Source organism: Cyanobium sp. BA20m-p-22, assembly GCF_024346275.1.
Taxonomy (GTDB): Bacteria; Cyanobacteriota; Cyanobacteriia; order PCC-6307; family Cyanobiaceae; genus Cyanobium_A.
This window is the reverse complement of record NZ_JAGQCQ010000069.1, coordinates 1-13,183: the sequence shown is the minus strand read 5'-3', so window position 1 is coordinate 13,183 and position 13,183 is coordinate 1. Positions and strand designations below refer to the sequence as shown.

Genomic DNA, 13,183 nt, shown 5'->3' with positions numbered 1-13,183 from the left:
GGGCTGGAGGTGCTTGCCGGCGCCCTTGGCGTCCGCCAGAAACGCCACCAGCGCTGTGCCATCGAAGGCGAGTCGGGAGCCGTGGGCCAGCAGGCGGGGGATAAAGGTGCCCTGGCGTCCGGGTTTGGTCCCTGCCTGTGCGGTAGAGCAGGCTCTTCTGGTGACTGACGACGTTGTATGGCCGACGCCGGCGCCGAGTTTGATCATCCGATTTTTTCTGAGAGCCTGCGCCTGATCCGGGACTTGCCGGGAACGGCGGCGGCGCTGGCGCCGCTGGGCACCCTGCAGCAGGACGTGTTGCTGCGGCTGATCCACAGCAGTGGCGATCCAGAGCTGGCCGGACACTTGCGGTTTGGGCCGGGGGCCTGTGAGGCGGCGCTGGTGGCCCTGGCTGCTGGGGCGCCGATCCTCACCGACACGGCAATGGCGGCGGCGGCGGTGGCGCCGATGGCGGGGCGCACCTTCGCCAATCAGGTGCGCAGCGTGCTGGATTGGGCTCCTGACCAGGCTCCAGAGGACTCCACGCGTACGGCGGCTGGGATGGCGGCGGCGTTGGCCGGGCAGGCCCAGCCAGGCCTGGTGTTGATCGGCAGTGCCCCCACGGCCCTGGAGGTGCTGCTGGAGCTGGTGGCGGCAAAAACCGTGCCGGCGCCGGCCCTGGTGATCGGCATGCCGGTGGGGTTTGTGGGGGTGGCCCAGAGCAAGCGCCACCTGGCTGAGAGTGGCCTGGTGCATATCCGGCTCGAGGGCTCCAAGGGCGGAGCCGGCCTGGTGGCTGCGGCCTGCAACGCCCTGCTGCGCTCTGCCTGGCTTCAGGCGGCGAGTGCGCCGCCCCCTTTGATCTCCTGATCCACCTGGATGACGCTGTTGGCCTCGATGCGGCCCAGCACCTGGCGGGCCCGCAGCACCACCGCTGCCGGCACCCCGGCCAGGCGGGCGGCCTCGATGCCGTAGCTGCGGCTGGCGCCGCCGGGGGCCACCCGGTGCAGGAACACCAGGGCGTCGCCGGTTTCCTGCACCAGCACCTGGGCGTTGGCCACGTTGGGCAGCTGGTCGGCCAGGGCGTTGAGTTCGTGGTAGTGGGTGGCGAAGATCGAGCGGGCGCCGATGCCGCCGCGCTCCGGGGGGGTGGCCAGGTGCTCGGCCACGGCCCAGGCGATCGAGAGGCCATCGAAGGTGGCGGTGCCGCGACCGATCTCGTCGAGCAGCACCAGGGAGCGGGCGCTGGCGTGGTGAAGGATGTTGGCGGTTTCGGCCATCTCCACCATGAAGGTGGATTGGCCGCTCGCCAGGTCGTCGCCGGCGCCGACGCGGGTGAAGATGCGATCGGCGATGCCCAGGCGCGCCGAAGCCGCTGGAATCCAGCTGCCCATCTGGGCCATCAGCTGCAGCAGGCCGCTCTGGCGCAGGTAGCAGCTCTTGCCGCTGGCGTTGGGGCCGGTGAGGATGATCAGGTCGGGGCGGGGGGCGGCCTCGGGAATGGCACCTAGCACCACGCTGTTGGCGGTGAAGGGCTCCTCCACCAGCAGCTGCTCCACCACCGGGTGGCGGCCGGCTTCGATCTGCAGCAGGCGGGCCTCGGGACCGCTTGGGTCGGTGATTTCCGGGCAGCAGTAGCCGCCGGTGGCGGCCACCTCGGCCAGGGCGGCGAGGGTGTCGAGTTCGGCCACCAGGCGGGCGGCGCTGCGGATGGCGGCAGCCTGCTCGCCGACGCGGCCGCGCAGGCTGCAGAACAGCTCGTATTCCCGCTGGGCGGCGCGGGCCTTGAGCTGCTGGATGGCGCCCTCGCGGTTGCGCAGGGCCGGGGTGACGAAGCGCTCCTCGTTGGCCAGGGTCTGGCGGCGGATCCAGTGCTCCGGCACCGCCGCCGCCTTGGCCTTGGTGACGGCCAGGAAGTAGCCGAAGGTGCGGTGGTATTGGAGTTTGAGGGTGCCGATGCCGCTGAGCCGCCGCTCCTCGGCCTCCTGGCCGGCCAGCCAGGCGTCCTGGTCGTCGAGCTGGTTGCGCAGCCCATCGAGGGCCGGGTCGACGCCGTCGTGGATCAGGCCGCCCTCACTGAGGGAAAGGGGTGGGGCATCGAGCAGGGTGTGGCGCAGGTCGGCGGCCAGGGCCTCGAGCTCGGGCCAGGGGCGGGCCAGGGCCTGCAGGGGGGCGCTGCTGGCTTTGGCGAGCTGGGCGGCCAGCTGGGGCAGGCGCTCCAGACCATCGGCCAGGGCCACCAGATCCCGGGCGCCGGCACTGCCCGCCCCGGCGCGGCCGGCTAGGCGCTCCAGGTCGCCCATGGGCCGCAGCAGCCGGCGGATCGCCAGCCGCAGGGAGCGCTGGGCCACCAGCTCGCTGACGCCCCCTTGGCGCTCCAGGATCGCGGGGCGCTCCACCAGCGGCGCCAGCAGCCAGCGGCGCAGGCAGCGGCCGCCCATGGCGGTGTGGGTGCGATCCAGCGCCCAGAGCAGGGAGCCGTGGATGCTGCCGCCCAGCTGGGTTTTGGTGAGCTCCAGGTTGCGGCGGGTGGCGGCATCGAGCACCAACTGGTCGCCGGCGTGCCAGGTGGTGGGGGGATCCAGGGGCACCTGGGCCGTCTGGAAGGTGGTGTCCAGGTAGGTCACCAGGCCGCCCGCTGCCCGTAGTGCCAGCGGTGCTTCCCCCAGCCCCAGGCCAGCGAGGCTGGCCAGGCCGAAGCGCTGCTTGAGGGTGGCGGACGCTTCCGGCGCCTCAAAGGGGGTGCGGGGCAGGGGCGTCAGCCGCAGGGCCTCGGGGCACCAGGCGGGGCTAGTGCTGGGGTCTGCGGGGCTGGAGGCTGCGGGGCTGGCAGCAGTGGGGCTGGGCCAGAGCACCTCGGCGGCCTCCACCTGCAGCAGCTCCTGGTGCAGGGCATCGCTGCCTTCGCGCTCGGTGACCCGGAATTCGCCGGTGCTCACATCGGCCACCGCCAGGCCCCAGCGGCGGCCAGAACGATCCCGATCGCTGGAGCCCGCGCCCTCCAGCACCACGGCGCAGAGCCAGTTGTTGCGGCGGGCGGCCAGCAGGCCCTCCTCCAGCACCGTGCCCGGGGTGAGCACGCGGGTGATGCCCCGTTTGAGCAGTTCGCCCTTGGCCGGCCCCTTGCTGGCGGCGGTTTCCAGCTGGTCGCAGAGGGCCACACTCAGGCCGCGGCGCACCAGTTCACCGCAGTAGCGCTCGGCGGCATGGTGGGGGATGCCCGCCATCGGCACCCGGCCGAGTGCCTTGCCGGCCTCCTTGCCGGTGAGGGTCAGCTCCAGCAGCCGCGAGAGGGTGATGGCGTCTTCGAAGAAGCACTCGAAGAAGTCGCCCAGGCGATAGAGCAGCACCCGGTCGGGATGGGCGCGTTTGAGCTCCACGTAGTGGCGCAGCATCGGCGGCAGCTGCTCCGGCTCCACCAGGCCGTGGTGGTGCCAGGGGGGCAGGTCGGAGTCGGGCTCGGTGGGGGAGTCGGGGCTGGCGGCCGGCGGGGCTTCCGGCGCCGGCCTGGGGCTGGCCTGGCGGGTGCGGGGCCGGCCCGCGTTGGCAGACGGAGCCAGCTCCTCAGTAGCCGGCGGGCTCTCCTCAGGCAGGCCCAGGGCGGCTGCAAGCGAAAGCTGCTGGTCGGCTTCCGCGGCCACGGCTCTGGGTTGCTCGGGGGAGCTGATGGTAGGTGCGCTGGCCCGATCAGCTATGCGGGGATAGTCAGCTTTTGGGGTCAGCTTTTGGGTCAGCTTTTTTTGGGAATGAACTCCACCTCGGGAATTCCCTCGAAGTCGGCGTCCTGGGTGAGCAAGGTGGCCTGGTGGGCTAAGGCGGTGGCCAGCATTACGCTGTCTGCGAGCGGCAGCTTCCACTGCAGACCCAGTTGGGCTGCCTGCAGAGCCAGCGCGGCATCCAGAGGAATTTCTGTGCCCTGACGCATCAGGGCGATCGCCTGAATGGCTGGTCCCTCGCCGTGGCGACGCAGCATCCAGCGATAAACCTCCAACAAACTCAGGCTTGGCACCACCAGGCTCTTCGGCTGCTCGATGGCCGGGGCGAAGCAGCTGGCATTAGGGCCATCGGTGAAATATTCGATCCAGCCCGATGAATCCACCAGCCAGGGCGTTTCAGCCATGGCCGAGCTCGCGATCCAGGTCGCGGTCGAAGCTGTTGGGCCCGGCCACGAAGCCCCGCAGTGAGCCAGGCGCTGCTACGGGCACCAGCTCGATTCGGCCTGGTAGCGGCACTACCTGGAGCTTCTGCCCCGCCTTCAGGCCCATCTGCTCACGGACGCCGCGGGGGATGACCACCTGAAACTTCGGCGACACCGTGGTGACATCCATGGCCCATCGATCACACTTGCGTACAACGTAGCTCTGGTCGATCTTCTTGGGGCTGGCATCGAGTTGTGAAGCAACGGTGCTGGAGGCCTGGTCCTGCGTGTGAGAATCCCCCAACTGACCGGCAAAGCGCCGCTGCTGATCTATGCAGATCCTCAACACCCTCACCGTTCTGGCCCTGGTGGTGCTGTCGTTTGCCCTGATCGTGGCGGTGCCGGTGCTCTACGCCAGCAGTGAGGATTCGGGCCGCTCCAACCGCCTGATTCTGCTCGGGGGCATTGCCTGGGTGGCGCTGGTGCTGGTCAACTGGGGTATGAGTCTTTTCGTGGTCTGACGATTGGCGATTTTTGAAGGCCGGTTTACGGACACAGGTGGTCTGCGCATCGCCGTGGTGGTCGCCCGCTTCAACGACTTGGTGACCGGCAAGCTGCTCAGCGGCTGCCTCGACTGCCTGGGCCGCCACGGCATCGATATTGGCTCCGGCGACGGCTCCGGCAGCGCCCAGCTGGATGTGGCCTGGGTGCCCGGCAGCTACGAGATTCCCCTGGTGGCCCAGCGACTGGCAGCCAGCGGGCGCTACCAAGTGGTAATCACCCTGGGGGCGGTGATCCGTGGCGATACGCCCCACTTCGATGTGGTGGTGGCCGAGGTGAGCAAGGGCGTGGCTGCCGTGAGCCGTGCCACCGGCGTGCCGGTGATCTTTGGCGTACTCACCACCGACACCCTGCAACAGGCCCTGGAGCGGGCCGGCATCAAGAGCAACTTGGGCTGGAATTACGCCCTCCAGGCCCTCGAGATGGGCAGCTTGATGGCGGCACTGCCGGCCTGAGCTGCCTCTTGACCTGCCTCACGAGCGGCCTCAATGACCTGTCTCTGGGGCGCCTGTCTCCGTGCGCGCTGCTTGTGGGAACCCTGGGGGTGTCTGCCGAGGTGCTTAGGGAGGTTGTACATCTGTACAACCTCCTGGAGAGCCCTGGATCAACCCCCTAACCGATCCCGCCGCCATGACCACCGTTCCACTGGCCCAGGCTCGCCAACAGCTCTCCGGATTGGTTGATCGGGTGCGGGCCGGTGAGCCGGTGGTGATTAGCCGCCATGGCAAGCCGGTGGCGCGGCTGGTTTTTGAGCCCTCGGCAGATCCCACGGCCCAGCAGTGGCTTGAGCGCTTACGTCGCCTGCACCACGAGGCAAGCCATGGAGCCGTTTGATCCCTGGCGGCGGATGGGCAGCCATGGCCGGCTGCTCGATGTCTCCTTGTTGCGGGCACTGCTGGTGCCGGGGCCTGACGGGGCTGCCGCACTGGATTGGTTGGAGCAGGTGGGCGGTGGCCTGCTGATGGTGAGTGCCTGGAGCGTGCTGGAGTTTGAGGGGGAGCTCACTGGCTTGCCGCAACGTGAGCTTCTGGATGCATTTCTCGCCGAGCGTTGCCCGGTGGTGTGTTTCGAGCCTGACGACTTCGCGATGGTGCGTCACTGGCAGCGCTATCGACCTGGCCTGGCGGCGCTGCCCCTGTTGCTCCAGCTTCATTTGGCCTATCGGCTGGGCTTGCTGCCGGTGACCCTCGAACCTGACTTGGCAGCAGCTGCTGGCCTGATGTCTTACCCGGTGGAGGAGCTCTGTTTCACCAGCAGCTCCTGGGGGGCGGCGTCGCTGAAGCCCAGCTGCCGGTAGAAGCTGGCGCTGTTGGTGGTCATCAGGTAGGTGCGGGTTACGCCGCGCAGGGCTGGGGCCGCCAGCAGGGCCTCCACCAACTGGCGGCCCAGCCCCTGGCCCTGGAGGTCTGGCGGGATCACCACATCCCAGAGCACGGCGCGGAAGACGCCATCGCTGCTGGCCCGCCCGAATCCCACCAACCGCTTGCCGCGCCAGATACTCACCACCGCCGCACTGCCGGCCAGCATCTGGCGCAGCTGGCCGAGGCTGCGCCCCTGGGCCCAGAAGGCGTGTTGGTTGAGGAGCCGTTGCAGCTTCCACAGCCCGCGGCTCGGCCACAGGCCCGGGCCCAGCCCCAGCCAGCGCAGGCCGGGTGCCCCTGGGGCATGGATCAGGAGTCGCGGTGCGTCCATGGCAGCATTACCCGGAGACAAAGGGCGATCGGTGCAGCAGCGCAAGGGCATCATCCTGGCCGGGGGCAGTGGCACCCGGTTGCACCCGATCACCCAGGCGGTGAGCAAGCAGTTGCTGCCGGTCTTCGACAAGCCGATGGTCTACTACCCGCTCAGCACCCTGATGCTGGCGGGGATCCGGGAGGTGCTGATCATCACCACCCCCCACGACCGGGCCGCCTTTGAGCGGCTGCTCGGCGATGGCTCCGCCTGGGGCATGGCGATTGAGTACGCCGTGCAGCCCAACCCTGATGGGCTGGCCCAGGCCTTTTTGATCGGCGCCGATTTCCTCGCCGGTGCGCCGGCGGCCCTGGTGCTGGGCGACAACCTCTTCCATGGTCACGACCTCAGCCCCCAGCTTCAGGCCACCAATGGCGGCAGGGCGGGGGCCACGGTGTTTGCCTACCCGGTGCGCGATCCCGAGCGCTACGGCGTGGTGGAGTTTGCCGCCGATGGGCGGGTGCTGAGCATTGAGGAGAAGCCCGCCAAACCCCGCTCCCGCTTTGCGGTGACCGGCCTCTATTTCTACGACGACACCGTGGTGGAGCGGGCGCGGCGGGTGCTGCCCTCGGCCCGCGGCGAGCTGGAGATCACCGACCTCAACCGCCAGTATCTGGAGGAGGGGCTGCTGCAGGTGGAACTGATGGGCCGCGGCATGGCTTGGCTCGATACGGGGACCTGCGATTCCCTGCATGAGGCCGGCAGCTACATCCGCACCCTGGAACACCGCCAGGGACTGAAGGTGGGCTGCCCGGAGGAGGTGGCCTGGCGGATGGGCTGGATCAGCGGCGCCCAGCTTGAGGCCCTGGCCCTGGCGTTGCGCAAGAGCGGCTACGGCGATTATTTATTGCAGTTGCTGGAGAGTGGCGATGCGGGCTGAGTCGTTGCGGGGTTCTGGTGGGGCCGTGGTGGAGGGTCCCCTGCTTCTGACGCCCCAGGTGTTTGGCGACGATCGCGGCTTTTTCCTGGAGAGCTGGAATGGGGAGCGCTGGCAGGAGCTGCTGGCGGCCCATGGCCAGAGCCCCGTGCCCTTCGTGCAGGACAACCACTCCCGCTCGGCCCGGGGCGTGCTGCGCGGGCTGCACTGGCAGCTGCCGCCCCACCCCCAGGCCAAGTTGGTGCGTTGCGTGCTGGGGTCGATCTTTGATGTGGCAGTGGATCTGCGCCGTGGCTCGCCCAGCTTTGGCCAGTGGTTGGGGGCTGAGCTGAGCGCCGCCAATCACCAGCAGCTCTGGATCCCGGTGGGCTTCGCCCATGGCTTCCTCACCCTCAGCGAGCACGCCGAAGTGCTCTACAAGACCACCGACTTCTGGAGCCGCAGCTGTGAACGGGCCCTGCGCTGGGACGATCCCGACCTGGCGATTAGCTGGCCCCAGCTGGAGACTCCCCCCCTGCTTTCCGAGAAGGATGGGGCGGCCCCGCTGCTGGCGGAGCTGGGCGCCGCCGATCGGTTCGACTGAACTTGGGATTTAACAGGCATCCCGATCTAACAGGCATCCCGACTTAACAGGCATTGCGACTTATTAATGCTGAATTGGCGAAAGCCTGTTGACCCCGGCACGGGCCCGGTCAGTGGTCAAAAGGTCTATTGCGGTCGGCTGGCTGGATCGATATAACTCTGCTGATACGTGCCGCGCCGTTCAGGCAAGGGGGCCGATGATATCTAAATTCATTGCGCTGCTCGATCGCTGGATTGCGGCTTCCAGTGGTGCCGACCGCCGGATTGAGGAGCTCGAAGCCCTGCATCGCAAGGGCCTCTATGCCATTCGCCACTCCCCTGAGGTGGATATTGCCCCCGCTGACTACTGCGAAGCGGCTGGCCTTCCCCGCGGCACCTACTGGCCTGTGGTGGTGGCTGCCGTGCTCGATGAGGTGTCCAACAGCCAGCAGAGCCACACCGTCGAAACCCTCAGGGCCCTGGTGCAGGCAAATTTCCTCAAGCAGCAGGGGATGGAGCGCACCCTGGCCTTCATGGCCAAAGCAAACCCTGTCGCCAAGACCCTGATCTTCGACCGCCGGCTGGATGCCGCCTGAGCCTGAATTTGAGATGACTGACCTGCTTCCTGCCGGTATTGATCGGGTGCTGGTGACCGGCGGCGCCGGCTTCATCGGCGGGGCGGTGGTGCGCCGCCTGCTGCGCGATACGACCGCGGCCGTGTTCAACCTCGACAAGGTCGGCTACGCCAGCGACCTGACCAGCATCGGCCCTAACCCGCGCCACCAGCTCCTGAAGGTGGACCTCGCCGACGCGGCCGCCACGGCCGAGGCCGTGCGCGTGGCTGACCCAGACCTGGTGATGCACCTGGCGGCGGAGAGCCATGTGGACCGCTCAATCGATGGGCCCGGCGCCTTCATTGAGAGCAATGTGACGGGCAGCTTCAACCTGCTGCAGGCGGTGCGGACCCACTGGGAGGCCCTTACCAGCGACCGGCAGGCAGCTTTTCGCTTCCACCACATCAGTACCGATGAGGTGTTTGGCTCCCTGGGGCCCGAGGGTCGCTTTTCAGAAACCACCCCCTACGACCCCCGCAGCCCCTATTCGGCGAGCAAGGCTGCGAGCGACCACCTGGTGAGCGCCTGGCACCACACCTATGGCCTGCCGGTGGTGCTCACCAACTGCTCCAACAACTACGGCCCCTGGCAGTTCCCCGAGAAGCTGATCCCGGTGGTGATCCTCAAGGCGGCGGCGGGCGAGCCGATTCCGCTCTACGGCGATGGCGCCAACGTGCGCGACTGGCTCTATGTGGAAGACCACGTGGAGGCCCTGCTGCTGGCGGCGACCCGGGGACGTCTGGGCCAGAGCTACTGCGTGGGCGGGGCGGGCGACCATGGCAGCCCGAGCGAACGCACCAACAAGCAGGTGGTGGAGGCGATCTGCAGCCTGATGGATCAGCTGCGGCCCGAGGGCGCCCCCCATGGACGCCTGATCACGCCGGTGACCGATCGCCCCGGCCACGACCGGCGCTACGCGATCGATGCGGCCAAAATCACCAGCGAACTGGGCTGGCGGCCTGGCCACAGCTTCGAAGAGGGCCTTGGGGCAACGGTGCGCTGGTATCTCGACAATCTGGCCTGGTGTGGGCGGGTACAGGCCCAGGCCGGCTACCAGGGCCAGCGGATCGGCACCAGGGCGGCGGCTTCCCAGCCCTCTGCCTAGCCCCAGCCCCAGACCCTCTCGCGTTACCAGACCCGTGTACCCGTACGACCTGTGAAGGTATTGCTCACCGGCGCCGCCGGCCAGTTGGGCCAGGCCCTGATCCAATCCAGGCCCGAGGGGGTAGGGCTGATTGCCTGCGGCCGGGCCGAGCTGGACCTGGCCGATCCGCAGGCCTGTGCCGCAGCGGTGTTCGAGCACAGGCCGGCCTGGGTGCTCAATGCAGGCGCCTATACGGCGGTGGATAGGGCCGAAAGCGAGCCGGAGCTGGCCCATGCCGTCAATGGCGGCGCCCCGGCGGCCTTTGCTGAAGCGCTGGCGTCCACGGGGGGCCGGTTGCTGCAGGTGAGCACGGACTTTGTCTTCAACGGCGCCCAGGGTTCCCCCTACCGGCCCGACCAGCCCCTCGATCCGCTCGGGGTGTATGGCGCCAGCAAGGCCGCCGGCGAGGTGGCGGCGCTGCAGTTGGCCGGTGCCCGGGTGCTGCGCACCAGCTGGGTGTACGGCCCGGTGGGTCAGAACTTTTGCCGCACCATGCTGCGGCTCCACCGCGAACGGCCCCAGATCGGCGTGGTGGCCGACCAGGTGGGTTGCCCCACCAGCACCCACACCCTGGCCGCGGCCTGCTGGCGGGCGATCGGGCTGGGGGCCCCCGCCGCCGCCGACCAACCGCGGATTTTGCACTGGAGCGATGCCGGTGCGGCCAGTTGGTATGACTTCGCGGTGGCGATCGGCGAGCTGGGCGTGGCGGCTGGCCTGCTGGAGCGGGCCGCCAGCGTGCGGCCCCTCACCAGCGTCGAATACCCCACCCCGGCCCAGCGCCCCAGCTACTCCTTGCTCGACTGCAGCGCCAGCCGGGCCGCCCTGGGGCTCGAGCCCCAACATTGGCGAGCGGCCCTGGCCCAAGTGTTGGCTGAGGTGAGGCCGGCGAGCTGAGCCGGGGGGGCATGCACGCCCATGGCGTCGGGGAATATGTACAAGCTGTACAGAAGACCTGACCTGGCCTGAGGGCCTGGCGAGCGCCGGCTGCTGTCGTTGTGCCCGGAGCCAGCTTGTGGCCGTTCCCAACGGATGATCAAGGTGTCTGACATCCAGTATTGGTGTCCTATCACTGGCCCCATGATCGCCATGGAGGTCTGATTAGCTCTAGCCAGTTATCACTCTACGAAGTTGGTCAAGGAATTGATCTGGGTAGGGGTACCTGTGATGGCGGTAACAGCGTTGGTGTTGATGCTGTTCAGGTAGCTTGCGAAGTTGGTGGTTCCTTGAGGAGCGACAATGCCAAAGCTTCCGCCACTGGGGACTCGGAGCTTGAGGTCTTTATCGAAGGCCTTGGCGAGGTTGTTCCCATCAATCTTGAACTGAATGTTTGAGGATTTGTTTGTGCTGTCACTGCGCAGATCGATGGCATCGCTGGCTCCTGCTGCTGAGACAATGGTGTTGCCAGTGACCAAATAACTAATCTGAGCTGTGGATGCCGCAGCGTTTTCGGCAATTCGGGATGAGATCACGTCCCTCGCGTCACCGCTAGAGGTGGCAAGGGTGGTAAGGGTGTTGTTGCTCAAGGCGATATCGCCTTTGAAGATTACTGATGCGCCAGCATCTTCATTTGCATCGATTTCGATGCCGTCACCATGGGTGACAGTGATGTTGTTGTTGGAAATTGCCAGGTCAAGGTTCACGTAGCCAGAGGGAAGGCCTTGGGCGATTTTGAATTTGATTCCTTCGGCGCCAACATCATTGTTAATGTTCTCGGTATTGGCTGCAATGGTATTATCTTTGATGGTAATCTTGTAGTTGCTGCTGGCTGAATAGGCGGCGGCAGGGTTGGCGTCATTGCCATTGCTGTCCCTGCCAAGAGCGTTGTATTCGTGTAGGGTGATGGCAATGCCATCGGTTGATCCTATTTTGTCCCCTGTAGTTTTAAGGGTGTTCTTTGCGATGTAGAGTGTGGCATTGCTATTGGCTCCGAAGGAATCGAAGGTAATGGCCTCGTCTCCCACCTTGTCGATGGTGTTACCAGTTGCTGTGAGAACTAAATTACCGTTGGTGCCGACGTTTGCATCAATGCCGTCGGCGCCAGTGCGTAGGTTGGTTATGGTGTTGTTGGTAATATCTGCTGTTAGCGTGGTAGTTTTCGAGCATGCTGCTCCGGAGACTGTGGCAAGGCCCACGTAATTCATAGAACTTGCGCCGTCTCGGCAAACGTTGACCTCGATGCCGTCAGCAGCGTTGCCGCGACCGTTGCCGCCATTGGTGAGATTATTGTCCTTCACAGTATTGCTGTTGATTTTAATGTAACCAGCTTTGTTGTTGGCGACAAAAATTCCGGCTTCAAGGTTGGAATCATTGACATCTACCTTCATGCCTTGAACAGTATTTCCTTGGACTAGGTTGTTTTTGTTGGTTCCAATATCTTGAAGGTAAATGCCCTCTCCAAGCGCATTGGAAATTGTATTGTTAAGTATGCTGATGTTGTCCGAGTTGCTTACGGATATGCCACGGGCGATCTGGGAGGAGGTTGCCGCCACTCCGTCGTTATAGGGATTAGTCACCCATGCAAGTGTGCTAGCAGTTGGGTCGGTAATTGTATTGCCGCTAATGGTGAGGTTGGTTACCCCGTTAAGATTGATGGCCCCGTAGCCACTGGCTGAGCCGGTAAATGTGTTGTTTGCAATCAACAGATTGCTGGTGCTGCGATTTACGATTGAAGCATTGGTAAATGCGAAGCCCGAGATCGTGGTGTTGCTGGCAACTGTCAGGGTGCCGTTTGTGATTGTCGGCTTTGTGTTGGCGCTGCCTACGCCGTAGATGGTGCTCAAGTTAGCTTGGCCGTATTGCGTGTTGATGGTGGGGGCGTTGTTGCCATTGCTAAGTACTGCACCTTGGGGAATCGCCAGGCTGCCACCGTTGAGATTGGTTGCCCGACCATCAGCTACCAGGATCACGTTGCTGCTACCGGCACCCACTGCAGCAGCAAGACTGTTGTATTCACAGTTGTTGCCGCTGGCATTGGTGCCCACACAACGGATCACCCATGCATTATTGGTGTCGGGATTCTGGGCTATCTGGGTGCCTTGGATGCGAACTTCGCTGATTCGTACATCGATCTCACGCTCCACAGGAAGGCCGCGCTGAGCTAAGAGGTCTATCTCTGCGCGAGAGATTTCAGCTGCGGTATCTCTGGTCTGAGGCTGGCTGCCGTAGCGGATGTAGCCGGTCGCTTTGCTCTGGAATATGTCGTCGTAGCTGTAGGTGGCGCCCACTGCGAAGTTGTTAGCGATGCGTGCTTCCGCCCGCGCGCTGAAGCCGGATGAGTCGGGTCCCTCAGCCACGGTGGCATCTAGGTAGTAATAGCCGGCATAGAGCCATAGCCCCCCTTGGTCCCACCTGGCCACTGGCGTACCCACCTCGAGGTCGAGTCCGCCGAAACTTGTTATCCAGTCTTTGTAGGCGCCAGTTAGGTAGAGATTGTTATTGCTCAAATAGGCACCGGAGTAGCCACTCCCCAGTAACTCGTTGCTGTTGCTAAGTGGGATATAGCCGTTTGCCCTGATCTCCACGTTTTTGTTGAGAGCCTCCAGTCCTACGCGTGCTTGCCAGTTGTAATCACCTTGATA

The 13,183-nt window shown here is 65.5% G+C and carries 15 protein-coding genes; 10 read left to right on the top strand and 5 right to left on the bottom strand.

The features are described from left to right. Window positions 1-177 precede the first annotated feature (177 nt). The gene (locus KBZ15_RS07990; RefSeq protein ID WP_255014670.1) at window positions 178-849 is read left to right on the top strand and encodes a precorrin-8X methylmutase; all 672 of its coding nucleotides are present in this window, start codon (window positions 178-180) and stop codon (window positions 847-849) included. Here the strand turns inward: KBZ15_RS07990 and mutS are convergent. From mutS to KBZ15_RS07975, 3 genes are all read right to left on the bottom strand, one after another. After that, window positions 813-3,620, bottom strand: a complete 2,808-nt coding sequence (gene mutS / locus KBZ15_RS07985; RefSeq protein ID WP_396123419.1) for a DNA mismatch repair protein MutS — start codon at window positions 3,618-3,620, stop codon at window positions 813-815. The genes KBZ15_RS07990 and mutS overlap by 37 nt on opposite strands. An 89-nt stretch (window positions 3,621-3,709) precedes the next feature. Then, a complete protein-coding gene (locus KBZ15_RS07980; RefSeq protein WP_255014669.1) occupies window positions 3,710-4,099 on the bottom strand; it encodes a type II toxin-antitoxin system VapC family toxin in 390 nt (129 codons plus the stop codon). Then, the gene (locus KBZ15_RS07975) at window positions 4,092-4,463 is read right to left on the bottom strand and encodes an AbrB/MazE/SpoVT family DNA-binding domain-containing protein (protein ID WP_255014668.1); all 372 of its coding nucleotides are present in this window, start codon (window positions 4,461-4,463) and stop codon (window positions 4,092-4,094) included. Before KBZ15_RS07975 ends, KBZ15_RS07980 begins: the two co-directional genes overlap by 8 nt. Between KBZ15_RS07975 and psbZ the strand changes: the two genes are divergently transcribed. The 4 genes from psbZ (at window position 4,450) to KBZ15_RS07955 (ending at window position 5,975) form a co-directional block, all read left to right on the top strand. Next, complete coding sequence (psbZ, locus tag KBZ15_RS07970) at window positions 4,450-4,638, top strand: photosystem II reaction center protein PsbZ (protein WP_197152881.1); 189 nt, start codon at window positions 4,450-4,452, stop codon at window positions 4,636-4,638. The two genes, KBZ15_RS07975 and psbZ, sit on opposite strands and share 14 nt — an antisense overlap. Before the next feature lie 3 nt (window positions 4,639-4,641). Further along, entirely contained in the window at window positions 4,642-5,133 is a 492-nt protein-coding gene (gene ribH / locus KBZ15_RS07965; RefSeq protein ID WP_255014667.1) for a 6,7-dimethyl-8-ribityllumazine synthase, read from the top strand. A 175-nt stretch (window positions 5,134-5,308) separates the two neighbouring features. Next, entirely contained in the window at window positions 5,309-5,512 is a 204-nt protein-coding gene (locus tag KBZ15_RS07960) for a type II toxin-antitoxin system Phd/YefM family antitoxin (RefSeq protein WP_197152885.1), read from the top strand. Next, a complete protein-coding gene (locus KBZ15_RS07955) occupies window positions 5,499-5,975 on the top strand; it encodes a hypothetical protein (protein WP_255014666.1) in 477 nt (158 codons plus the stop codon). The genes KBZ15_RS07960 and KBZ15_RS07955 overlap by 14 nt, the downstream gene beginning before the upstream one ends. On the opposite strand, the gene KBZ15_RS07950 is transcribed toward KBZ15_RS07955, so the two are convergent. After that, a complete protein-coding gene (locus tag KBZ15_RS07950) occupies window positions 5,903-6,370 on the bottom strand; it encodes a GNAT family N-acetyltransferase (RefSeq protein ID WP_197152889.1) in 468 nt (155 codons plus the stop codon). The genes KBZ15_RS07955 and KBZ15_RS07950 overlap by 73 nt on opposite strands. Between KBZ15_RS07950 and rfbA the strand changes: the two genes are divergently transcribed. From rfbA to rfbD, 5 genes are all read left to right on the top strand, one after another. Then, window positions 6,369-7,289: a glucose-1-phosphate thymidylyltransferase RfbA gene (gene rfbA / locus KBZ15_RS07945; RefSeq protein ID WP_255014665.1), complete on the top strand. Its 921-nt coding sequence runs from the start codon at window positions 6,369-6,371 to the stop codon at window positions 7,287-7,289. The two genes, KBZ15_RS07950 and rfbA, sit on opposite strands and share 2 nt — an antisense overlap. Continuing rightward, window positions 7,279-7,869 (top strand): dTDP-4-dehydrorhamnose 3,5-epimerase, encoded by a 591-nt coding sequence (rfbC, locus tag KBZ15_RS07940; protein ID WP_255014664.1) that lies wholly within the window; start codon window positions 7,279-7,281, stop codon window positions 7,867-7,869. Before rfbA ends, rfbC begins: the two co-directional genes overlap by 11 nt. A gap of 196 nt (window positions 7,870-8,065) precedes the next feature. Next, window positions 8,066-8,443, top strand: coding sequence for a hypothetical protein (locus KBZ15_RS07935; protein ID WP_255014663.1), 378 nt, complete (start codon window positions 8,066-8,068; stop codon window positions 8,441-8,443). Between the two features lie 13 nt (window positions 8,444-8,456). After that, on the top strand, window positions 8,457-9,566 hold the full coding sequence (rfbB, locus tag KBZ15_RS07930; RefSeq protein ID WP_255014662.1) for a dTDP-glucose 4,6-dehydratase: 1,110 nt from the start codon (window positions 8,457-8,459) through the stop codon (window positions 9,564-9,566). Between the two features lie 51 nt (window positions 9,567-9,617). Next, window positions 9,618-10,499, top strand: a complete 882-nt coding sequence (gene rfbD, locus KBZ15_RS07925; protein ID WP_255014661.1) for a dTDP-4-dehydrorhamnose reductase — start codon at window positions 9,618-9,620, stop codon at window positions 10,497-10,499. A 221-nt stretch (window positions 10,500-10,720) separates the two neighbouring features. Here the strand turns inward: rfbD and KBZ15_RS07920 are convergent. Then, window positions 10,721-13,183 (bottom strand): right-handed parallel beta-helix repeat-containing protein (locus tag KBZ15_RS07920; protein ID WP_255014660.1); only part of this gene is annotated, 2,463 nt, incomplete at its 5' end.